The sequence below is a fragment of the Acinetobacter sp. CIP 101934 genome (assembly GCF_000369585.1).
Taxonomy (GTDB): Bacteria; Pseudomonadota; Gammaproteobacteria; order Pseudomonadales; family Moraxellaceae; genus Acinetobacter; species Acinetobacter schindleri.
In genome coordinates this window covers 339,568-362,628 of record NZ_KB850094.1, presented here as the reverse complement: position 1 = coordinate 362,628, position 23,061 = coordinate 339,568, and the positions used below count along the sequence as shown (strand labels likewise).

The following is a 23,061-nucleotide window of genomic DNA, read 5'->3' as shown; positions in this document are numbered from 1 at the left end:
GGCGGATTCTAAAGAATTAGATTTTGCTAAAACGGTGATTTATTCATCGTTTTTTCATTTTAAAAACATGGATATATAAATTAAAAGACATTAAAAATATATGAACTAAACCTCAGCCACTGCATTACGTCCTTGACCTTTAGCCACAAACAAAGCCTTATCCGCTTTGGTAAACAGGCTGATCCAGGACTGCGCACCTATCGCCACCCCCACACTGACCGAGACCTGAATCTGATCACCATTTTCACTTAAAATATAAGCATCCTCTACTTCGCTTCGAATCTTATCGGCAATCTTACGGGCATTATCGAAGTCAATATTTTCAATCAGAACCAGAAACTCATCCCCGCCATAACGTACCAGTAAATCAGAAGTACGGACATTGTCCTTCAGGCACTGCGCCACAAACTGAATGACTTCATCTCCGATAATGTGTCCATGCTGATCGTTCACCTGCTTAAAGTGATCAATATCAATAATCATCAAACACGTCTGACTAAACTGTGAAGGATGTGATTCCAGAAAACGAGTGTATTCCTCCAAGGCGAACCGATTCGCCAGTCCGGTTAAAGGATCGGAATGAGCAATATTTTTAAGCCTAAATTCTAAGGCATCACGTTGCTGCAACATCTGTTGCAACCTTTGAATGGCAGTAAATAAGGATTCAGATTTAGTATGGGCATTCGATGATAAAGCTTTGGTATCACCATTTTCCGAAAGCGTAAACAGAATTTGACGCGCTTCTATCAGCGGCTGAAATACACTTTTACGTGCAAAAATCATCGTTGCAATTGCTGCTCCTAAAGACACAAATGAAAGTAAAACTGTCCAGAGCAATTGCTGCAAATGAGAAGATTTTTCCCGCTCTGCAACCTGATTACTGTACTCAAGCAAATAGCTTTGCAGGTCAACAACGGTAGCAAATTTATCAACCATCGCATTGGTGAGTTCTGTTCCTGTCAAATGATAAGGAACCTGCTGAATGCTCTCTTCCACCAGACTTGAAACGATTGGTAAGCCTTTTTGAATAAATACCGTATCGACAGCATTATGCAACCGGTTGAATTCTTCAGTCTTGTCCTCTTCCGGCTGCAATGTGCCGATTAAATCCCAAAGATAATGGATCCGATATTGGAGTTGCATGGCACGGGTCAGGTTTGCCGCAGGAATCGGTTGGTCGAAAGTCACATAAGCCATGATTATAGAGGCGGCACGCCCTGCCTGATCCCTCAAGTCAGATAAAAATAAAATCTGAGAAATAAAATTATTTTGTGAGGTAGAGGTGGTATTAGAAGCAATTACTACTCCTTTTAGGATAGTGCGACAACTGTCCCAGGCCTTAAACATTGCAGCAATCGCCTGATCAAGTGCTTGAGCATTACGCTGTTCCCAAGGAATTTTTGCATAGCTATCGATGTGTAAACGTCCCTGCTCCAGACTTGGTCGAACCGCACTTTCCAAACGTTGACTTAAATGCGGGAAGCCCACTTGCTGTAATACTTTTGCTGTATGCTCGAACTGCTGATCTACTTCTTTACGGTAAATTTCGAGTTCTTGTTGTCGTTGGTGAATTTCTTCAGGCGTACTGGAAAGGACTTTATTGGCAGGGGCTCTTTCCTTGGAAATTTTATTGGCCAGAATGGCAACTTCTTGCAAGGCATGTAATTCGTCAGAAGTACGCACAGCCTTAAGGTAACTTTGAGTGCTATTCACAATGAGAGGAATGCAAATGAACAGCAGACATAGAATAATGACAGACATTGCGCAATAAAGATGTTTACTGATTTGTTCAGAGCGCAGAGTATTCATTGTCTTAGCGTACGCCCTCAGACTAATAATAAAGTATTTGATTTATGTTAATTATTATACAAAAAATCCATTTCTTCAGAAAGAAAAAAATTCTTTATATTAAATGCTTTTATATAACTTTACTGAACTCAAAAGTCATATAGATCTTAATTTATGTTCTTATATTTAAAGTAAAAATTTTTAATTTCAGCAAATAACCAGCAGATGTATCAAATAGTTTCAAAAAAAATTGAAATTCGTATTGTTTACTGTTTACACATGCAACAATTAAGTGCATAATGCACCGCATTAGGGCGAATTAAATTTTTCCTCAGCAGATATTTTAATTTACCCGCAAATTTTGGCTAAAAAACCCCAATTTTCATTGAAAATTGGGGTTTTTTTTACCTATTTCATTTTTTATATAATATCTCACTAAAGGTAATGCACCATTATGGTGCTTTCATTTCTTTTAAAATATACTTTGATTTGTTTAATATTTATACTTATTGATTAGTCTTTATCCCCCTTCACTCATCTCTACTTAAGTTTCAGGCAAAAAAAAGCCCAACCTTGGGGAAAGCTGGGCCGATAAAACACAAAATTCGTGGAGAATCAGGTCAAATAAAGAATTTAAGTAAATACATTATCTAACTTGATGAATTAATTATCGTAACTTTCATGTAAAATGTAAAGCATATTAAATTAGTTGGATTTGATATTTGTGTGTTTTTTACACAAAATCAGATTTAATTTAAATAAAAAATAAATTTAATGAATTAGAAAAGAATTATTGAATCAATTAAATAAGTGATCTAGGCATTTTTAATCATTTATATGGAGAGGTTTGACTCTATAGAATTGGTTTTTCCAATTCTTATATACATTTGAATTAAATTAAACAATAACTCCCCTATTATAAATGTGAATTTTCACGTGTTTTATATTATTTCTTTTTATTTAGGTAATTATTTGTTCTATCAGTATTTTTTTAAGACTAAGCAGTTGAATAATAAATTCACAATCTTTACAAAAACATAACAATTAGAAAATTCATATTTGTATGATTTTAAAAGATTTATTGACTTAATAAATTGTTACAATACAATTAACCCCTGTTTTACCTCCCTTTTGAAAAACGGTAATAATCATGAAAAAACTAGGTTTAGCCACTGCTTTATTATTAGCGATGACCGGTGCTCAAGCATATCAATTTGAAGTTCAAGGCCAGTCAGAGTACATCGACAATACGGTAAATGACAAAGACTTCACTGGTGCTGTTCAAGGTACTTACTATCTCAAGGACGTTGATGCTTCTAAAGGTCCTTTAGCTGAAGCAGCATTCCTAAACCAAGCTTCTAACGTGTCTTTAGCTTATACATACGGTGAATACGATGTAGCGGCAGATACTCGAGTTTCAGAAGAAGGCGTAAACCAAACTTCTCATACTTTCGGTGCGAAAGGTGAAGCCTACATTCCAACTAAACTTGTTCCAGCATATGCAAGCGCTTCTTATAGCCATACTATTACTGACGGTAAAGATGGCCAAAAGAATGACAATGGCGATCGTTATGCATTAGAAGTGGGTGTATTACCTATTTCTAACTTCCTGGTTGCAATAGGTTATACAAGTGTTGCTGACCAGACTTCTTATGATGCTTTCAACATGTTTAACAATGGTGTTGCCAAAGCTGCTCTTGAGTCATCAACTATTGCCGAAGATCAAGATGCAATTACTGCACGTACTAAATACGTAGGTGCAATCGATGGTACGAATATGTCTATCGGTTTTGAATCTGGTTTAGTTTACGGTGAAGATACTGCTTATAACCTAGGTACAACGCTTTACCTCAACCCTAAACTAAGCGTTGGCGTTTCTTATATGGAATCTAGCTATGCAGGTTCTCCAGACAAAGCTCTAGGTGCAAACGTTAATTACTTCGTTACTCCAGCAGTTTCTGTAGGTGCTAGCTACGTTAATGCTAACTACGAAACTAAAAATGCTAATCTAGATCAAGATGTTGCAACAGATACCCAAACTGTTGGCTTAAATGCTAAATTCCGTTTCTAATTTCCGATTAGATTCTGAATACAGAAAAAGGACACTTTATGTGTCCTTTTTTTCTTGCTCTGATTTTCTATGCGGTAAATGAGAAATATATTGCAGCCCCACCAGTCGAGAGACAATCAGTGCCAGATACATCACGCCAAAGAACATCTGGATCATAGCGAGCATTCTGGCAAATGGACTCACTGGCATGGTATCCGCCAATCCTGTCGCGGACTGCACACTAAAACTCAAGAACAGCAAATCTAACCATGGCTGATAAGCTTGTAGATCTGGATCAGCAAAACTATAGGGAACTAATAACTGACAGATACTATAAAGAAAAGCGAAACCCCAAGCCATCAAAGTAAAGGCTGCGCCTGCCGCAAATAATTCATCTTTGGTCAGGTAACGGTCATGAAACATATAACGCAATAAACCATAGGATGCACTAAAATAAGCACATGCTTCAAAGGCATGGGCGGTAATTAAGACCCAGACTTGTTTCATCCCGAATAAAACCAATGATGAAAAAAATAGCGCACCAACAACGAAACTTAATCCCAGTAAGGTAAATACGGGAGTTTGACGAATGACCCTGGCGATCACCAGTAAAACTAATACGCCTAGTACCCAAGTTGCAGCCCGATAAGGTGCGTATTCATAGCTCAGTACTGACAGGATCAGAATGATGAATTGCAGACAAAGCAGCCATGCAGAAGGCAGGCGCTTAAAGGTCGTCCAGCACATTAACAAAGCTTGCTTCATCTAATCCTTCTTCTTCATGACACGACAATCTGCAGTTTTATTGTTATCTGCTCAAACTTAACATGTAATCATGTCATATGCAGAGCAGTGCTTTGTATCAAAATGATGTATTCATTTAAAAATATAAATCGTTAAATCACATCTAATTTTTTAGTTTATTAATATAGATTTTTACTTCATCCTTTTAGGAGCTAATCATCTATATTTTTATTAAAGAATAAATGAAATTTTTATAAAGGCTCTTCCATAAATCATTTTTTAATCATTAAAAAGAAACTCCCTCATCCTAACCTTCTCCCAGAGGGAGAAGGAACTTTCAAAATTCATTAAATATGAAGATGACGATCATTTTTTGACTTATGAAAGATATCTATTATTTATAAATAAGTTAAGGGATTATATCGTTATAAAATTTTAAGATAAACCGAATAAAAAAGGACACAATATGCATCCTTTTTTATTCGGTTTATTAGGTTAATTAAGCGACAGCACCACTTAGCGCACCCTGCTCAAGAAGTGTAGATGCCGTTCATACTGATCCAAAATATCCTGCAAAAGATCTTCCCGGGTCCATTCCATCACATCATAGTTTTGCCCACCTTCATTGAGGAAGACTTCAGCCTGAAAATATTGTCCTGCATCTTCATCCTGAGATGGCATAAAACTTGGCGGTAAGATCTGGCGTGCAACCACTGCATAAACGAAATTCGCTTCATCCTGATGATCTACTCGTAAGCAAAGCCCCTGCTCTATTTCATCAATGATGACGGCATGATGACGGCGTTGAAACTCTTTCTGAATACTTAAAAATGCCTGTCTGACTTCCGACTGGATATACGCTGTCACTTCCTGTTCATTATGAGCATAATGCATGATGAGCCCCAAACGCTGCTGCCAGCTACGCGGATTATGAATTGCTCGTGGTGTAATTCGGGCTTCTTGTAATGCATGCATTTTGGTGACTTCTAGCCGCAGTGCTTTGATCAGCCCCCAACTAATCACCAACATGATCAAGGTAAAAGGCAAAGCACTCAACATGGTGGCCGATTGCAGTGCAGCCAGGCCACCTGCATATAACAGCACAATTGCCAGTAAAGCCATGATCACTGTCCAGAACAGACGCTGCCAGGTCGGAGACTGATCAGATTTCGCAGTCAGATAATCGGTAACCAGTGCACCAGAGTCAGCCGAAGTGACGAAAAATAACATCACCAAGAATGTGGCGACTACACTCATCACTGCCGAGAAAGGCATCCCCTGCAGAAATTCAAACAGTGCCACAGATGAGTCACGCTGTACTGCCTGCATCAGGTTAATATTCGCTTCATGCAAAATGCTGTAAAGCGCAGCATTGCCCATAAAGCCCATCCAGATCAGGGTAAAGCCGGTTGGAATCAGTAAAACACCCACGATAAATTCGCGAACGGTTCGACCTCGAGATACCCGGGCAATGAACATCCCGACAAATGGTGACCAGGAAATCCACCAGGCCCAGTACATAATGGTCCATCCGCCAATCCAGCCATTAGGCTGATAGGCATACAGATTAAAGGTCATACTGAATAGACCAGACACATACTGTCCGACGTTTTGAATAGTCGTTTGCAGCAGATAAATAGTCGGTCCTGCCAGAAAGACAAAAAGTAATAGTCCCAAAGCCAAAACCAGATTCAGTTCGGATAGGCGCTTAATCCCTTTATCCAGACCAAAAAATACCGAGAGTGAAGCCATCGCACTGACAATAATAATCAGGATGACTTGTACTCCAGTACTTTGCTCAATGCCAAACAGATAGTTCAGACCAGAATTGATCTGTGTTACTCCGAAACCCAAAGTGGTGGCGACACCAAATACGGTTCCAATCGTTGCGAAGATATCGACACCATCCCCGATCGGGCCGTAAATTCGCTTGCCAATTAAAGGATAAAGTGCAGATCGTATTTTCAAGGGCAGCTGATGCCGATAGGCAAAATAAGCCAAGGATAATCCGACCAGTGTATAGATCGCCCAGGCATGGAGTCCCCAGTGAAAGAAGGTCACACGCATGGCCTGCTGTGCCGCCTGAATAGTTTCAGGTTCACCCGATGGCGGAGTGACATAGTGCATTACCGGTTCAGCAACACCGAAGAACATCAGCCCAATGCCCATGCCAGCCGTGAACAGCATGGCAAACCAAGAGGCATTGTTATAATCCGGCGTGCTATGGTCCGGACCAAGCTTAATCTTGCCCATGTCCGATAATGCAACAAAAATCAGCAGAATCAGAAAAATTGCAACAGAGAGTACATAGAACCAGCTAAAAGAGGTCGTCACCCACTGGTTCAGTTGCTGCGTCATCAGTTCAAACGAATTAGGTGCCAGGACCACCATTAAAAGAAATAGTCCAATGATGATGACAGTTGTTAAAAACACACGAGGATTCACATTGGAATACCAGGATGTGGTTCTGGAAGACATATCCACTCCATTTTTGCTTTTTATTAATCAGACCAAATCGGTCCCACATACATTACTCAAAAAGAAAACTTGAATAAAAAAATGTATTTCGATCACATATCGAAACCTAAGCAATATGATAAGTTATTGTTCTTATTCGCTTGGTTGTACTCCTGTGTCCTTCTCGTAACATGTCATAGAAAAGACTTGATCTTCTATTTTTGCCAAAATCTAAAAATCCAGCTATGCAATAAAGGAACAAAAAAATGAACTTCTTCATGAGCGTTGGTATCTACAGGCAATAAAAAAAGTCCCTTGCGGGACTTTTTTTATAGGTGATCAAATCATCTTAGTGATCAGAGGCACCTGAGATACCGATACCTGTTTGTGAACGTACAAACTGTGCATCGAAAGCTTTGCGTTCTGCTTGAGCCTGAGCCGAATTATCCGTCACAGAGAACAACCAGCAGCAGAAGAACGACAATGGCATTGCAAAGATTGCTGGACCATTGAATGGGTTCACTGCAGTTTCTGCAATACCCAGCGTGTCTACCCAAACTGCTTTAGACAGTACGATCAGTACCACTGCAGTTACCAGACCAACGATACCGCCAATCACCGCACCACGAGTGGTCAAGCCTTTCCAGAACATCGACAGAACCAGTACCGGGAAGTTGGCACATGCCGCAACCGAGAATGCCAAACCGACCATGAAGGCAACGTTTTGCTTTTCGAACAGAATACCCAGAATCATCGCGAAGATTGCAAGACCAAGCGTCGCGATCTTAGACATACGCAGTTCAGATTCAGGCGTGGTTTGACCTTTCTTCAATACGTTGGCATACAGGTCATGTGAAATCGCAGAGGCACCTGATAGGGTCAGACCCGCGACTACCGCAAGAATCGTTGCGAACGCAACTGCAGAAATGAAGCCCATGAACAGGTCGCCACCCACTGCATCTGCAAGGTGAACCGCCGCCATGTTGTTACCACCTACAAGCTCTAGCTTGCCAGTGACTGCCATTTTTGCAATATCCAGGAATTGCGGGTTATTCGATACATAGAGAATCGCACCGAAACCAATGATGAAGGTCAACAGGTAGAAATAACCAATAAAGCCTGTCGCAACAACCACTGATTTACGTGCTTCTTTAGCATCTTTTACCGTGAAGAAACGCATCAGAATGTGTGGCAGACCTGCTGTACCAAACATCAATGCAAGACCAAGAGAGATTGCATCGACTGGGTTAGACGCCAAGCTACCTGGACCCATGATTTTAGCTGCATCAGCAAGGTTCAGATCATGTACTTTCGAATAGACACCAATCGCCTGTTCGAACATGTTGGTAAAGCTGAAGCCTACGCCTTTCATGACCATGAATGCCATGAAGGTCGCACCAGATAACAGCATCACTGCTTTAATGATCTGTACCCAAGTGGTTGCCAGCATGCCACCGAACATCACGTAAGCCATCATCAGTAAACCGACAATAACAACTGCAATATTATAGTTCAGACCGAATAGAAGCTTGATCAGCTGACCTGCACCCACCATTTGTGCAATCAGGTAGAACGCTACTACAACCAAGGAGCTTAATGCAGCCAAAGTACGTACCGGTTTTTCCTGTAAGCGGAAAGAGACTACATCTGACAGGTTATATTTACCCAGGTTACGCAGACGTTCTGCTACCAGGAACAATACGATCGGCCAACCCACCATGAAGCCCAGGGAATACAGCAAGCCATCGAAACCAGATAGGAATACCATTGCGGAAATACCCAGGAAGGATGCTGCTGACATATAGTCACCGGCAATTGCCAGACCATTCTGGAAACCAGAGATCCCGCCCCCCGCAGTATAAAAATCTTTGGTATTGGTGGTTTGCTTTGCAGCCCACTTGGTAATAAAAAGTGTTGCCCCGACGAAAATCAGGAACATGATAATCGCAGGCCAGTTGGTTGCCTGCTGTTCAGCTGCCCCTAGGTCAGGTCCAGCAGCTGCCATACCTGAAGCCATTGTAGTTGCAGCAAGGGCGATAAGAGAATTCCATTTCTTCATCTTAATGAGGTCCTTTTTCATGAGCAATTGCTTCTACTTCACGCATTGCTTCTTCAGTCAATTGATCAAGTTTGTTATTGGCAATGTAGGAATACACACCACACAAGATAAACGACAGGACAATAATCCCTAGACCTAACGGTATACCCCAAGTCGTCACACCGCCAGAAACAGAACTCATTAGAAATTCTTTGTTATAACCAACCAAGAGCATGAAACCCACGTATACAAACAACATGATTGCCGTAAGTGTCCAGCTAAGACGACTTTTTTTGGCGACCATTTCCTTGAATTTGGGATTTTGTAGAATCTGTTCTACTTGTCTCTCATCCATAAATATTCTCCTTGCTATGCCCAACCTTAGGCATCCATTTTTTAATTCGAATTATCACCTGTACAAATTAACAAGCTTCATAGGTGGTTGTAATTTAGACTTTGGTCGTTAAAAAATAAGCAATTTGAACGCCTGCGTTCATGATGCTGTATCATAGCCGCATGCTCAGTACACTTCAGGCAATATGAACAGTTGGCTCATCATAGGGGTACTCACCCTCTATATCGCATTACTCTTTGTTTGTGCATTTTTCGGGGAGAAACACGCCAGTCGTCTCAGTACTCGTGGACGCATGCTATTGTTTAGTTTAACTTTAGGTGTCTACTGTTCTTCCTGGACCTTTTACGGAGCAACAGGTGCTGCAGTACGTGAAGGGATTATTTTCCTGCCCATCTACCTCGGCCCGCTGCTCTTTGTCGCGATTGGTTATGACATCTGGCGCCGGTTGGGACGAGTACGTCAGCACCATGCCATTTCCTCGATCGCGGATTTTGTCGCGGCACGTTATGGTAAAAGTGGACCACTGGCTTCACTGGTCACCATTCTGGCAGTCATTGCGATTATTCCCTATCTGGCCTTGCAATTGCGTGCGATTGCCCTAAGTGCATCCGTGATTCTGGAGCCTTCAGCAGGCATCGCCAGCACCACCAATAGTGTACTGTTCCTGACTGGAGTTCTGGCTATCCTGGCCATGATTTTCGGTACGCGACAGATTGCCAATACCGAACAGCATGGCGGTCTGATGCTGGCAGTCGCCTTCGAATCTTTCGTTAAGCTGTTTGCATTACTGGCAGTTGCTGGTTTCTTCATGTTTGCTGCACCAGAAAATTTGTCGCAGATTACGGGTGATATCAAAACCACCTTCCATGAAGTGCAGCTGTTTGGCGTACCAGAAAGTTTCTGGGTACAAACCCTACTCGCGGCATTGGCGATTATCTGTTTGCCGCGTCAGTTCCACGTGGCCGTGGTCGAACTGCGCGATGAAAAGCATATCCGTGGCGCCCGCCGCTGGTTTGCAGTTTATCTGATTCTGACTACCATCGCGATCATTCCAATTGCCAGTTGGGCATTGCATGCGGCACCACATTATCTGGCGATTCCAGACGTAGCAGTCCTGTCTTTGCCTCTAAGCTATAATCAGGACTGGCTGACGCTATTAGCCTTCCTCGGAGGATTCTCGGCATCCACCGGGATGTTATTGGTGTCTTCCGTTGCCCTATCGATCATGCTGAGTAATGACTTGATCATGCCGGCGCTGTGGCGTTTTAACCTGATTTCACGCCATGACAAACGTCTGCCACTGGTACTGAAATTTACCCGACGCATCTCTATCTTAGCTGTAATGCTGATGGGCTTCCTGTTCTTCAATTTCTTTAATGATATTGATCAGCTTTCTATCTTCGGTCTGCTGGCCTTTAGTGCGGTGGCACAGTTTGCCCCTGCCCTAATTGGTGGTCTGTACTGGCGGGGTGGCAGTAAACAGGGTGTCTATGCCGGCTTGCTGACCGGTTTTGCTTTGTGGGCTTATACCTTACTGTTCCCGACCATTCTGCGTAGCCTGCCCGAAACATATCAGCAGTTTAGCCACGACTTTCTCAATTATGGTCCATTGGCACTCAACTGGCTTCGTCCTGAAGCATTACTGGGTTTTGAATCCTTTGATTCCTTGACTCATGGTGTGGTGTGGTCACTCGGTCTCAATTTACTGCTTTACATTTGGGTGTCACGCATCTTCCGTCCAAGTGTGGCAGAGCAGATTCAGGCGGAAAGTTTCTTCTACTATGAAACCAAACCCCTGCCTTCACAGAGTCCAACTACTGAAGTGAGCTATTCTCATCAGGATGTGGCCCGTTTAAAAGTCGGTGACCTGATTACGCTGGCCAAACGCATTACCGGTGAAGAACCCACCACGCGTGCATTCAAGCAATTCTGTACCCAGAATAATGTCGAGCTGAATGAAAATAGCAGTGCCAATGGCATGTGGTGGCGCTTTACCGAGCAATATCTGGCTGGCACGATCGGTGCTGCCTCAGCGCGTACCTTATTGACCACTGCGATGGTAAATAACGGTCTGGCTCTTGGTCAGGTTGCCAACATTCTTGACCAAGCTTCCCAGTGGCAGCGCTTTAACCAGAACCTAATCATGACCATGATCGACCATATGACCCAAGGTGTCAGTGTCGTCGATGAAAACATGTGTCTGGTGGCCTGGAACAATCAGTATCTGAAGCTGTTTGATTATCCAAAAGATATTGTCTATGTTGGTTGCCCTATCGCTGACCTGATTCGTTATAACGCCGAGCGCGGTGAATGTGGGCCGGGTTCGGTCGAAGAACATGTGCGTAAACGGATTCACTGGATGCAGGTTGGTAGTGCACATGAATTCGAGCGGATCCGTAAAGATGGCCGTGTGATTCAGATGCGTGGTAATCCGATTGAAGGCGGTGGTTTTGTTACGACCTTTGCGGATATTACCGCCTTCCGTGAAAATGAAGCCGTACTGGAAGCACGTGTGCGTGATCGTACCCAGCAGCTTGCGGATGCCTTGTCCGAACAGCAATTGGCTCGTGAACAGGCAGACAAGGCGAATATGTCCAAAAGCCGCTTTATTGCAGCAGCCAGTCATGACCTGTTACAGCCGATGCATGCAGCACGTCTGTTCAGTACGGCACTGGAACAAAGTGTGCAAAGCGAAGAAGATCGCAAGACCTTACAGCAGCTGGACCGTGCCTTGTATGGTGCAGAAAGCATGCTTTCTGCCCTGCTGGATATTGCCCGTCTGGAAGGTGGAACGATTCAGCCGAAGCGTCAAGCTTATCCATTGCATGATCTGCTCAGTGATCTGGAATTGCAATTCAAGTCGATTGCAGCCCAGCGTGGCATCAAGTTCAGTGTGCATGATGCGCAGTTCTGGATTGATACTGATCCACAATGGATTCGCCGGATTATCCAGAACTTTGTCAGCAATGCGCTCCGTTATACCGCTAGCGGCAAAGTGATTGTGGGTGTACTGCGCTCCAGCAGCAAACCGAATCATATCCGTATTGGCGTATGGGATACCGGACCGGGTATTGCCGAAGAACAGCGGATCAAGCTGTTCCAGGAATTTGAGCGCTGTGGTCATACCTCTCCGTGGGGTGAACAAGGTTTGGGGCTGGGTCTGGCGATTGTGCAGCGTATGACCAGCATGCTGGACTATCCGGTACACGTCTACTCTGAATATGGCAAAGGCTCCTGCTTCATGATTGAAGTACCGCTCACTGAGGCACCAAAAGTCGTGGCGGCTCCAGTGCAGGCAGTACCGTTGAAATCCAAAGCCTTTAAAGTGCTGTGTCTGGACAATGATGAAACCATTCTGGAAGGTATGTCGACCTTGCTGACCAAATGGGGATATCAGGTATTTAAAGCTACAGAGCCTAAACAGGCACAGGAGATGATTGAACAGGAAAATATTCAGGTCTGGCTGGTGGATCAGCATTTGAATCATGACCAACGCGGCCTGGACTTTATCGTAGATAATCGTAAGCCAAATGTACCGGTTGCCTTGATCACTGCGGATTCTGATCCTGAACTGCCACAGCAGCTTAAGGAACTGAATATTGTGCTGCTGAAAAAACCGCTGAAACCTGCTTCATTACGTTCATGGTTATCGGGTTTAAAAATCTCAGACAGTTAAGTGATTATGGTTTCGATAAGTGCCTGTTTTACCGTTTAAAGCAGGCACTTTTTATATTAAATGTCACAAAAAATTTCAATATTTGCATGATTTTTAAGCGTATGTGCCAAAAATATCAGAATCAGGCTAAAAATCCTTACATCAATTGACCAAAAACATCATTTTAAAAATCGCTATGGCAAAACTTCACCATTCCTGACGTGAACCTGTGTGTACTTGGTTACAATATTGTAAGTTATTATTTTATATAAACTAATATAGGATTAACTTGATTGTTTGAACTTTAGTCGTATTTTTTCATGCCCCTATTTCGCTCTAAAAATATGACTTAGAAACGATCAGTATCTATTCATGCCTATATTCTTCATCCGCATGTCAGCTGATCATTTATTACTGCATAAAGGATGACTAATCATGAGCTTAGACGCTATTACTGAGATCAATCAGAGCCGACAGTTTCATCGTCAATACGGTGCCAATGCCATGCTGCCGGCAATCGACTGGAATAATCTGTTTAAGTACAGCAAACTTGATCCTGCTCAAATTGAAGCGCTAGAAACCCTGTATCAATCTGCAGTTCCTCTCGCCCTACAGGTATTTGATGAGCTGCACTTTGATGTGTTTGAGCCTTTTGCCTATAAACCGCAAGGTCTGGGGCTGTTCGAGCGTCTGGCAGAGCAGGAATCGAAGCTGATTCAGTCTCTGGAAACCGAAGCTGCAGATTTAAGTGAAGATACCCGTCATCAGATCTGGAGCATGTTATTGCGCGGTGGTGCGGTACTGGTATTTAAAGCATGGCTGGCCAAGGTTAAAACTGGTGATGACCAGCTGGACACCTCACAGTTTGATGAACTTTCTGAGCTGCTCTTTATTAAAACCTCACCAATCGAGCTGGCAGAGCGCCTACGCGTCGATCCAAAGTCAGAACAGGATCATATTTTCCTGATGTATGGCAATGATGTTTACCTGGATCGCTTTAACAGCCTGGAAACGGCTGCGCTGTTTGTCGACCTGGGTGTGTATGATGCAGCTTTTCTAAGTCTGCGTGACGACCGTGTTGCTGAATACCTGATGTCAAAAGGCTATGTGACTCAGGAACAGATTGATGAACTGCAATGTGCCTTGAACCCGCTGTTCTGTGCGGACCTTACGCCAAAACAGGACTGTATTGCCTAAAAGCAGATATTCAGACCATAAAAAAAGACCTCTGCGGAGGTCTTTTTTGGCGCTTCGAAAAGCTTAAATTTTCTTTTCTTCAATATTCAGCGCATTGATCGCCAAGACAGCCTGGGTACGGTTCTGTACGCCAAGCTTACGGAAGATCGCCGTCACGTGGGCTTTAATGGTTGCTTCCGATACATCCAGTTCATAAGCAATCTGCTTGTTCAGCAAACCTTCTGCCACCATCATCAATACGCGGAACTGTTGTGGGGTCAAAGACTGAATACGTTCAGCCAGTGCAGTTTCATCAGCCGCACGCGGATCAAAGTTCATGTTGGCTGGGAGATTTGGCGGTAACCAGATTTCGCCTTCCAGTACTTCACGAATCGCTTCACCAATATGGCTTGGATGTGCTGATTTTGGAATATAACCCATCGCACCATGTGCAATAGCACGTTGAATGATGCTAACTTCTTCGTGAGCCGATACCACAATAATTGGAAGCGAAGGATATTGGGCACGGACATGCACCAATGCAGAAAAGCCGGAAGCACCCGGTAAATTCAGATCCAGCAGCACAAGATCAGGTTCAGGACCATTTTCCAGGCGTTCATAAAATTCATTGACTGCTGCAGTTTCATGAATTTGTGCTTGCGGTAAGCTATAACGAACGGCTTGAATTAAAGCATGACGAAACAGTGGATGATCATCAACGATTAAAATATTCATAGGACGTGAGAGAGATCTTGTGCACGGTAGCTTATATTCTACCTGTAGTCGGTAGGTCAGCGATATGCAAGACTGTACAATTTTTAAAAATAATATCCAGTTTCGTTACATAAATTCTAAAATATCGGTATTTCACTAATTATTTAATTCTCATCATTTTTTTGTATATGCATTATTAGCTGACTAGAATTCTTATTCTTATTCAATATAAGTCAAAATATCAATGTATTAGTTGCGATTGGCTTTCCAAAAAGCAAATATTTTAGTTATATCTCAAATTTAGATAACTTTTCAGCTTTTCCTTATTTTACACCCATGAGCGCATTTTGGATTAATAGGCTCATTCCGAGACTAACCCGTTTTTAGGTTCCAAAATGTCAAATCAAGATCTACAAAAGCCGCTCAATATCGTTGCCGTTTCTGGCGGTTTAAATCATCCTTCTAAAACTGAAGCGCTGGTACAAGCGATTATTGATGAGCTGGGTGAAGCCACACCTATCAATGTACATTTCATTAAATTCAGTGAAATTGGTCAGTTACTGGGTGGCGCAATCTACCGTAACCAGTTACCGCAACGCGTTCAGGATGATTTGGCAGCTGTAGAAGCAGCGGATGCACTGATTGTCGGTACTCCAGTTTACCGTGCCTCTTTCACTGGCCTGTTCAAACACTTCTTTGACTTTGTAGAGCAAACGGCACTGGTGGATGTTCCTGTCCTGTTAGCAGCATCCGGTGGCAGTGACCGTCATGCACTGGTGCTTGAACATCAATTACGTCCATTATTCAGCTTCTTTCAGGCACAAACATTACCAATTGGTGTGTACGCAACGGATCGTGACTTCACACCTGAATATACCATTCACAGCGAACTGCTTCGCGCACGTATCACACTGGCTGTCGCACGTGCGTTACCAATCCTGGAATGGGCACCAGCCAAAGGTCAACGTGCTGAAGTGATTAAAGAAAAGTCTCAACAAGCCAACCAGAACCTGGGCATCAATAAACAGATCGAACAGGAAGAAGTACTGCCTTCAGCAGCAGTGCCTAGCCTGGATGCAGCAGAGTCCCGCTTACACAGCAAAAAAGCACCAAAAACTCAAGTTGCTTAATGAATAACTTCTTTAGAGGGTGAGAAGGATGTCAAATAATAAACATATTACTTTTGCATATTGGGTTCCAAATGTGAGCGGTGGTCTGGTGGTGAGTAACATCGAGCAGCGCACCGACTGGAGCTATGACTATAATGTACGTCTGGCACAGACAGCGGAAAAGGCTGGTTTTGACTATGCCCTGACCCAGATCCGTTTTACTGCGGGCTATAATGCAGAAAACCAGCATGAATCAGTCAGTTTTAGCCACGGTATTCTGGCCAAGACTGAACGTTTGAAAGTGATTGCAGCGATTCTACCGGGTCCATGGAAGCCAGCACTAGCAGCTAAACAGCTGGCAACCATCGATCACCTGACCAATGGCCGTATTGCAATTAATGTGGTCAGTGGCTGGTTCCGCGGTGAGTTTGATGCGATTGGTGAAGAATGGCCGGAGCATGATCAGCGCTATGCCCGTTCAGAAGAGTTTATTCGCAGTTTGAAAGGTGTCTGGACTCAAAATCATTTCAGTTTTAATGGCAAGTACTACCAATTTAATGACTATAGCTTGAGTCCAAAACCGCTACAAAAACCGCATATTGAAATTTTCCAGGGAGGCAGCTCCCGCGCTGCACGCGATATGGCTTCACGTGTATCCGACTGGTACTTCACCAATGGCAACACACCTGAAGAACTGAAAAAACAGATTGATGATATCCGGGAAAAGGCCAAAGCCAACAATCACCAGGTGAAAATCGGTGTGAATGCCTTCGTTATTGCGCGTGATACTGAGGAAGAAGCACAAGCTGTACTGCAGGAAATCATTGCTAAGGCCAATGTCCAGGCTGTGAAATCTTTTAGTGATGCAACGCGGGAAGCAGGTGCAGCAACCGCAGAAGGTGAAGGTAACTGGGCCAAGTCTACTTTTGAAGATCTGGTTCAATACAATGACGGCTTCCGTACCAACCTGATTGGTACACCGCAGCAAATTGCTGAACGCATCATCGAACTGAAAAAAGTCGGTGTGGACCTAATTCTGTCTGGCTTCCTGCACTTTATTGAAGAAGTTGAATATTTTGGCCAAAAGGTCTTGCCTTTGGTCCGTGAACTTGAAGCACAACAGGCAACGGCTGTGCAACAAGAAGACGCTGAGCTCGTATAAGTATTCCAACAAATCTCAGCGCTTTCCATTCACTCCCCTAAGGCTCGGCTTAGGGGATTTTTTTATCTGGGCAGAAAACCAGGCAGTACAGTACAACGCTAGCCGGATTCTGTATTCCTCCCTACAATGTGATGCAATTGCAAGAATAGATGTTTTAACTATGTATACCGGTATTGTCCAAGGCCTGGAAAAGGTCGTCGAAATTCGCAAAGGCGATGGCTTTATTACGATCATTGTCAGTGATCAGCAAGGTTTCTTTGCAGATGTATTTATTGGTGCCAGTGTCGCAGTAAATGGTGTATGCCTGACCGTGACCACGATTGACCGTGAACAGCAACAGATTCATTTTGATATTTCTAATGTCACGCTTGAACTCACCACCTTAAAATCGCTTAAAGTCGGTGATGAAGTGAATATTGAACGTTCGGCAAAAGTCGGTACGGAAAATGGCGGTCATAATCTGTACGGGCATATTGAAGGCACAGCTCAGGTCACCCAGATCGAGCGTCGCGGTGAAACCCTGCATATCAACCTACAGATTCCAGCTGGCAATATCAAATACTTTTTCCTGAAAGGTTTTATCGGATTGAATGGCTGCAGCCTGACGGTGAACCGTGTCGATCGTGTCAAAAGTGAGATTTCGATTGACCTGATTCCAGAAACCCTACGCCTAACGACTTGGAAATCTGTTCAGGTTGGTGATGAAGTGAATTATGAAATTGACCAGATGACCCGAACTCTGGTAGATACGCTGGAAAATATCCATCTCGCCAAAGGCTAATACCTTCAGAGCTGATAGTGACAAACTTCAGCTCCTATCACGTTAATATTTCTCTACTATTTCTGTTTGATCAGATTATCTAGAATGCATGGCATCTTATTGATTTAGAAAACTGTCATGCATCTGATCTGGTTCCAGAACGACTTACGCCTTCATGACCACGCTGCCTTATGGCATGCAGCACAAAGCAGGCAATGTCTGGCGCTGGTCATCCTGTCACCTGAACAATGGCAACTGCATCAGGATGCACCGATCAAGATCGACTTCTATCTGCGCCGGCTAAAAATCCTGAAACAGCAGCTAGAAGCATTGAATATCCCTCTTCTGATTTTAAATATTCCGCTCTGGAAAGATATTGCAGAGCAGCTTTTGGCACTGTGCCAGCAATTTCAGATCAGCACCGTGCACTGCAATATCGAAACCGGGCTTAATGAGCAGCAGCGTGATCAGGCTGTCGAGCAATTATTGCAACAGTATCAGATTAGTTGTGAATACTATGAAGATCGTACCCTGTTTCCTTTAGGTTCGATTCGCAATCAGAGCCAGCAGCCTTATCAGGTGTTTAGTGCATTTAAAAAGAAATGCTATGAACGACTGCTTATCGATGTGCCTTCCTGTTATCCAGATATTGAAGCACAGCCTAAGTTACAACTCGATCTTTCTCAGTTTAATTTTAATTTGGATAAATTTTCTGAGGCTTATCGGCCAGAAACAGCCAACCCGTATTGGCCAGTTGAAGATAAACACGCCTTTGAATTACTGAATGAATTTATCGCAGACCGGCTAAAGGATTATAAAACCGATCGGGATTTTCCAGCGATCGGTGGTACCAGCCAGTTATCGCCGTATTTAAATATCGGTATTCTTTCAATCCGGGAGTGTGTGCAGGCTTTATTCACCTCTTCTCAAGGTTATTTCCAGCTTGAAGATGTCGGTCAGCAGACCTGGCTGGATGAACTGCTCTGGCGTGAATTTTACCAGCATACCCTGCACGATTTTCCTAAAGTGTCCAGACATCAGCCATTTAAGGAAAATACCAAGGCGATAGAATGGCGTGATGCTCCAGAAGATTTAGCTGCCTGGCAGCAAGGCCGGACGGGGATTCCGATTGTTGATGCTGGTATGCGCCAGCTGCTGGCAACGGGCTGGATGCATAACCGGGTACGTATGATTACTGCAATGTTTCTGAGCAAAAACCTGTTGATCGACTGGCGGCTGGGCGAAGCCTGGTTTATGCAACATCTGATTGATGGTGACCTAGCTGCTAACAATGGCGGCTGGCAATGGTGTGCCTCGACCGGCATGGATGCAGCACCTTATTTCCGGATTTTTAATCCGGTGAATCAGTCACAGCGTTTCGATCCCAACGGCGACTATATCCGTGAATGGGTTCCAGAACTGGCACATCTGGATGCTAAAACCATTCATGAACCTTATGCCAAAAATCCAGATTTAGGGCTGGATTATCCAAAACCGATTGTCGATTTAAAACAGTCCCGCGTCCGGGCAATCGAAGTATTTAAACAAATTTAAGTCAGAATACTGACCAATAAAAAGCCTCCAAATGGAGGCTTTTTAAAAGATGAATCAAGAATAAAAACTTGGATCAGGCACTTTACCCGTCAGTACCCATTCACCTATTTCCTGATATTTGTAATCCACCGGATCATGCAGGGTCTGGGTGCGTACATTGCGCCAGAAACGGTCCAGATTCAGTTTGGCAGTCGTTGCCCGTGCGCCCATGACCTGGAAAATATTCTGAGTGATATACAGTGAAGTATTGGTTGCGGCAATTTTTGCGGTGGCAATGGCAATAGATACTTCACCACGCTGTTCAGTTGCTAGATCAGGGCCAACATTCCAAGCCTTTTGCAAAGTCTGAATGGCTTTGTTTGCCAATAGACGTACACCTTCTAGCTGTACATAAAAATCGGCAAAATGCTTCTGGGTAAAGGGATCATTGACTGCATTTTCAACCAGTGATTTCGACCAGGCTTTCTGACTTTGTACCGTCTGCTTGGCTACTTCAAAGGCCCCTTCCGCTACACCGAGGAACATATGCACAAAAATCAGCTGGGCAATCAATGGACGCAGGCTAGAATATGGTGTACTCAATGGCCCTGGATTCAATAACAGCTCATCTTTGTGAATTTTCACCTGTTCAAAATGACTGGTACCGCTGTCAGTTTGACGCTGGCCCATATTGTTCCAGTCACCCAGGAAGCTGACGCCTTCACGCTGGGTTGGAATTACGCCAATCAGTAGTTGGCCCTCTTCGTTATAACCTGAACAGAGCAGGATGTCTGAGTCGATTGAACCTGAACAGAAGCTCTTGTCTCCATGGAAGATATATTCTTGGTCAGAAGTTTTACTAACTGTCGTACGGCGATCCAGCGGATTTAAGGTATTGCCCCAGAATAGGTTTTCACGTGCAGTCTGTTCAAACCAGGGACTATATTGTTCCGGCTGTGAGAACAGCTGTACCGTCGCAATCAATAAATGATGAAAGCCATAAACATGTGCCAGTGAACTGTCTACGCGTGCAATTGCCTGAATGGTCTGGAAAATTGTCTGCCAGTCTGCACCCAGCCCGCCATATTGCTTTGGAATAGACAACCCGAGCAAGCCACTGTCACGAATCAGGTCGCGTTGCTGCTTGGGATTGCCCCCCTGTTTATCACGTTCAGCTGCGCTCAGGGCAAACTGATCTGCCAGAGACTGAGCAATATCAAGCGGAGATTGATTCAGGTATTGTTGTCGCACATTCATTCTTTTGTACTCATTTCAGCTATCTACAGCATGCCAGAAGCTTAACAGATCAAACTCGGAGCCCATATCCGAAAGCATGCAGAGCTTATCAGTGATATAAAAATACCGGCTAAAGAAAGCCGGTATTCTCTTGATTTTACAAAAATTTAAGCTGTTCTTTGCACTTCAGCAATCAGGTTATCCACCACCTGTGGTTCAGCTAAAGTTGAAGTATCACCTAAGCTATCCAGTTCATTCGCTGCAATTTTTCTCAAGATCCGGCGCATGATTTTACCAGAGCGAGTTTTCGGTAATGCTGGCGCCCAGTGCAGTGCATCTGGCGTCGCGACTGGTCCAAGAATCTTGCGCACCCAGGCCACCAGTTCAGCACGCAGTTCTTCCGTACTCTCGGTTCCTGCCTGTAAAGTCACGAAAGCACAGATGCCTTGACCTTTAATATCATGCGGCATACCCACGACTGCAGCTTCAGCTACAGACTCATGTGCCACCAGCGCACTTTCAATTTCAGCTGTTCCCAGACGATGACCGGATACATTCAGCACGTCATCGACACGACCGGTAATCCAGTAATAGCCATCTTCATCCCGACGCGCACCATCACCCGTGAAATAGGTGCCCGGATAAGTCGAGAAATACGCCTCGATAAAGCGTTCCGGATCACCCCAGATGGTGCGCATCTGACCTGGCCAGGAATCCTTGATCACCAGATTACCTTCCACGGCACCTTCCATCTCTTTGCCTTCAGCATCAACAATCGCTGGCTGTACACCAAAGAATGGCCGGGTTGCAGAGCCCGGTTTCAGATCGGTTGCACCCGGCAATGGGGTAATCATGAAACCACCGGTTTCGGTTTGCCACCAGGTATCCACGATCGGACAGCGACTTTCACCTACCACACTGTAGTACCAGTTCCAGGCTTCCGGATTAATCGGTTCCCCGACTGAACCGAGCAGGCGCAGGCTGCTGCGGTCACTTTCACGCACAAAGGCATCCCCTTCACGCATCATGGCGCGAATCGCAGTGGGTGCGGTATAGAGAATAGTGACATTGTGTTTGTCCACGATATGCCCGGTGCGTGCCCAGCTTGGATATTGCGGAACCCCTTCAAACATGACTGTGGTGGTACCATTCGACAATGGACCATACAGTACATAGGAATGCCCTGTAATCCAGCCCACATCAGCGGTACACCAGAACACATCATCCTGCTTGATGTCGAAAACTTCACGAAAGCTAGAGTTCACATACGTCAAATAACCACCGGTGGTATGCAGTACCCCTTTTGGCTTGCCTGTTGAGCCTGATGTATACAAAATAAACAGTGGATCTTCTGCATTCATGGGTTCAGGTGGGCAGATCTCATTGACCGTCATGATTTCCATGTGATACCACAGATCCCGACCTTCCTTCATTTCGATCGGATTACCCGTGCGATGCACCACCATGACATGCTCTACTGATTCAGTACCAGCAATTTTCAGGGCTTCATCCACATTGGCTTTCAGTGGAATGGGCTTGCCGCCACGCATACCAGAGTCAGCCGTGATGACCATTTTCGCCTGACTGTCCTCAATACGGCTAGCCAGCGAGTCTGGCGAGAAACCGCCAAATACCACGCAATGTACTGCGCCGATACGGGCACAGGCCAGCATGGCAATCGCAGCTTCAGAGACCATTGGCATGTACAGCACCACACGGTCACCTTTCTTGATGCCGTTCTTTTTCAGAACATTGGCAAAGCGGCAGGTTTCATCATACAGCTCATGAAAAGAGATAATCTTGTGACGGGATGGATGATCGCCTTCCCAGATAATTGCCGGCTTATAAGGATGCTCTTTTAGATGGCGGTCCAGACAGTTGGCACTGACATTCAGCTGGCCATCAGCAAACCATTCGATCTTGAAATTATCTTTGTCGAAGCTGGTGTCTTTAACTTTGGTAAATGGCTTGATCCAGTCAAGGCGCTGGGCTTGCTCGGCCCAAAACTCATCCGGTTCTTCAATAGAGCGCTGATAGCGTTCGAAATATTCAGCCTCGGTGGTCCGTGCGGTTTTTTTAAATTCTGCTGGTACAGGATAGATCTCTTTCATTATTTACTTCCTTGATCTTATTCCCTCTCATCACGAGAGGTTCATGCCACGTTATTGATTGTTTTTTATGCATAGCTCAGTATGAACGGCTTATCTCAAATTGGACAATCATGCTTTGGTCGTATTCTGATCAATTCATTTAAAACATAGGTTTACAGGTGAATCCAATACAT

At 44.1% G+C, this 23,061-nt stretch carries 15 protein-coding genes; 7 read left to right on the top strand and 8 right to left on the bottom strand.

Features of this window, described 5'->3' with window-relative positions:
• Nucleotides 1–105: 105 nt before the first annotated feature.
• Nucleotides 106–1,809: a GGDEF domain-containing protein gene (locus F899_RS02180; RefSeq protein ID WP_005220620.1), complete on the bottom strand. Its 1,704-nt coding sequence runs from the start codon at nt 1,807–1,809 to the stop codon at nt 106–108.
• 1,129 nt (nt 1,810–2,938) lie between these two features.
• Between F899_RS02180 and omp33-36 the strand changes: the two genes are divergently transcribed.
• On the top strand, nt 2,939–3,859 hold the full coding sequence (gene omp33-36 / locus F899_RS02175; protein ID WP_005220618.1) for a porin Omp33-36: 921 nt from the start codon (nt 2,939–2,941) through the stop codon (nt 3,857–3,859).
• 36 nt (nt 3,860–3,895) lie between these two features.
• On the opposite strand, the gene F899_RS02170 is transcribed toward omp33-36, so the two are convergent.
• The 4 genes from F899_RS02170 to F899_RS02155 all read right to left on the bottom strand — a co-directional run bounded on the left by F899_RS02170 (nt 3,896) and on the right by F899_RS02155 (nt 9,432).
• Nucleotides 3,896–4,603, bottom strand: a complete 708-nt coding sequence (locus tag F899_RS02170; protein ID WP_004813684.1) for an ion channel — start codon at nt 4,601–4,603, stop codon at nt 3,896–3,898.
• Between the two features lie 495 nt (nt 4,604–5,098).
• Complete coding sequence (locus F899_RS02165) at nt 5,099–7,060, bottom strand: BCCT family transporter (protein WP_005220617.1); 1,962 nt, start codon at nt 7,058–7,060, stop codon at nt 5,099–5,101.
• 328 nt (nt 7,061–7,388) lie between these two features.
• Nucleotides 7,389–9,098, bottom strand: a complete 1,710-nt coding sequence (locus F899_RS02160) for a cation acetate symporter (RefSeq protein WP_005220615.1) — start codon at nt 9,096–9,098, stop codon at nt 7,389–7,391.
• Nucleotide 9,099: 1 nt separating this feature from the next.
• The gene (locus F899_RS02155; protein WP_005220613.1) at nt 9,100–9,432 is read right to left on the bottom strand and encodes a DUF485 domain-containing protein; all 333 of its coding nucleotides are present in this window, start codon (nt 9,430–9,432) and stop codon (nt 9,100–9,102) included.
• A gap of 184 nt (nt 9,433–9,616) precedes the next feature.
• Here F899_RS02155 and F899_RS02150 point away from each other — a divergent pair, with 184 nt between their 5' ends.
• On the top strand, nt 9,617–13,108 hold the full coding sequence (locus F899_RS02150; RefSeq protein ID WP_005220611.1) for a hybrid sensor histidine kinase/response regulator: 3,492 nt from the start codon (nt 9,617–9,619) through the stop codon (nt 13,106–13,108).
• 414 nt (nt 13,109–13,522) lie between these two features.
• Nucleotides 13,523–14,284, top strand: coding sequence for a hypothetical protein (locus F899_RS02145; protein ID WP_005220609.1), 762 nt, complete (start codon nt 13,523–13,525; stop codon nt 14,282–14,284).
• A 63-nt stretch (nt 14,285–14,347) separates the two neighbouring features.
• Here F899_RS02145 and F899_RS02140 read toward each other — a convergent pair whose 3' ends face one another.
• Nucleotides 14,348–14,998 (bottom strand): response regulator, encoded by a 651-nt coding sequence (locus F899_RS02140; protein WP_004813697.1) that lies wholly within the window; start codon nt 14,996–14,998, stop codon nt 14,348–14,350.
• A 374-nt stretch (nt 14,999–15,372) separates the two neighbouring features.
• On the opposite strand from F899_RS02140, the gene msuE reads away from it, so the two are divergent.
• The 4 genes from msuE (at nt 15,373) to phrB (ending at nt 19,562) form a co-directional block, all read left to right on the top strand.
• Entirely contained in the window at nt 15,373–16,107 is a 735-nt protein-coding gene (msuE, locus tag F899_RS02135; protein WP_004890705.1) for an FMN reductase, read from the top strand.
• Nucleotides 16,108–16,135: 28 nt separating this feature from the next.
• A complete protein-coding gene (gene sfnG, locus F899_RS02130; RefSeq protein ID WP_005220607.1) occupies nt 16,136–17,248 on the top strand; it encodes a dimethylsulfone monooxygenase SfnG in 1,113 nt (370 codons plus the stop codon).
• Nucleotides 17,249–17,408: 160 nt separating this feature from the next.
• Nucleotides 17,409–18,029, top strand: coding sequence for a riboflavin synthase (locus F899_RS02125; protein WP_005220605.1), 621 nt, complete (start codon nt 17,409–17,411; stop codon nt 18,027–18,029).
• Nucleotides 18,030–18,146: 117 nt separating this feature from the next.
• Entirely contained in the window at nt 18,147–19,562 is a 1,416-nt protein-coding gene (gene phrB / locus F899_RS02120) for a deoxyribodipyrimidine photo-lyase (protein WP_005220603.1), read from the top strand.
• A 54-nt stretch (nt 19,563–19,616) separates the two neighbouring features.
• Here the strand turns inward: phrB and F899_RS02115 are convergent, their stop codons facing one another.
• Together F899_RS02115 and acs are read right to left on the bottom strand one after the other, a co-directional pair.
• On the bottom strand, nt 19,617–20,798 hold the full coding sequence (locus tag F899_RS02115) for an acyl-CoA dehydrogenase family protein (RefSeq protein ID WP_005220601.1): 1,182 nt from the start codon (nt 20,796–20,798) through the stop codon (nt 19,617–19,619).
• Nucleotides 20,799–20,944: 146 nt separating this feature from the next.
• A complete protein-coding gene (acs, locus tag F899_RS02110) occupies nt 20,945–22,888 on the bottom strand; it encodes an acetate--CoA ligase (protein ID WP_005220600.1) in 1,944 nt (647 codons plus the stop codon).
• Nucleotides 22,889–23,061: the final 173 nt, after the last annotated feature.

Bases quoted from the DNA above. Each gene is read 5' to 3' on its own strand.
- F899_RS02180 (WP_005220620.1), bottom strand. From the start codon at position 1,809: ATGAATACTCTGCGCTCTGAACAAATCAGTAAACATCTTTATTGCGCA.
- omp33-36 (WP_005220618.1), top strand. From the start codon at position 2,939: ATGAAAAAACTAGGTTTAGCCACTGCTTTATTATTAGCGATGACCGGT.
- F899_RS02170 (WP_004813684.1), bottom strand. From the start codon at position 4,603: ATGAAGCAAGCTTTGTTAATGTGCTGGACGACCTTTAAGCGCCTGCCT.
- F899_RS02165 (WP_005220617.1), bottom strand. From the start codon at position 7,060: ATGTCTTCCAGAACCACATCCTGGTATTCCAATGTGAATCCTCGTGTG.
- F899_RS02160 (WP_005220615.1), bottom strand. From the start codon at position 9,098: ATGAAGAAATGGAATTCTCTTATCGCCCTTGCTGCAACTACAATGGCT.
- F899_RS02155 (WP_005220613.1), bottom strand. From the start codon at position 9,432: ATGGATGAGAGACAAGTAGAACAGATTCTACAAAATCCCAAATTCAAG.
- F899_RS02150 (WP_005220611.1), top strand. From the start codon at position 9,617: ATGAACAGTTGGCTCATCATAGGGGTACTCACCCTCTATATCGCATTA.
- F899_RS02145 (WP_005220609.1), top strand. From the start codon at position 13,523: ATGAGCTTAGACGCTATTACTGAGATCAATCAGAGCCGACAGTTTCAT.
- F899_RS02140 (WP_004813697.1), bottom strand. From the start codon at position 14,998: ATGAATATTTTAATCGTTGATGATCATCCACTGTTTCGTCATGCTTTA.
- msuE (WP_004890705.1), top strand. From the start codon at position 15,373: ATGTCAAATCAAGATCTACAAAAGCCGCTCAATATCGTTGCCGTTTCT.
- sfnG (WP_005220607.1), top strand. From the start codon at position 16,136: ATGTCAAATAATAAACATATTACTTTTGCATATTGGGTTCCAAATGTG.
- F899_RS02125 (WP_005220605.1), top strand. From the start codon at position 17,409: ATGTATACCGGTATTGTCCAAGGCCTGGAAAAGGTCGTCGAAATTCGC.
- phrB (WP_005220603.1), top strand. From the start codon at position 18,147: ATGCATCTGATCTGGTTCCAGAACGACTTACGCCTTCATGACCACGCT.
- F899_RS02115 (WP_005220601.1), bottom strand. From the start codon at position 20,798: ATGAATGTGCGACAACAATACCTGAATCAATCTCCGCTTGATATTGCT.
- acs (WP_005220600.1), bottom strand. From the start codon at position 22,888: ATGAAAGAGATCTATCCTGTACCAGCAGAATTTAAAAAAACCGCACGG.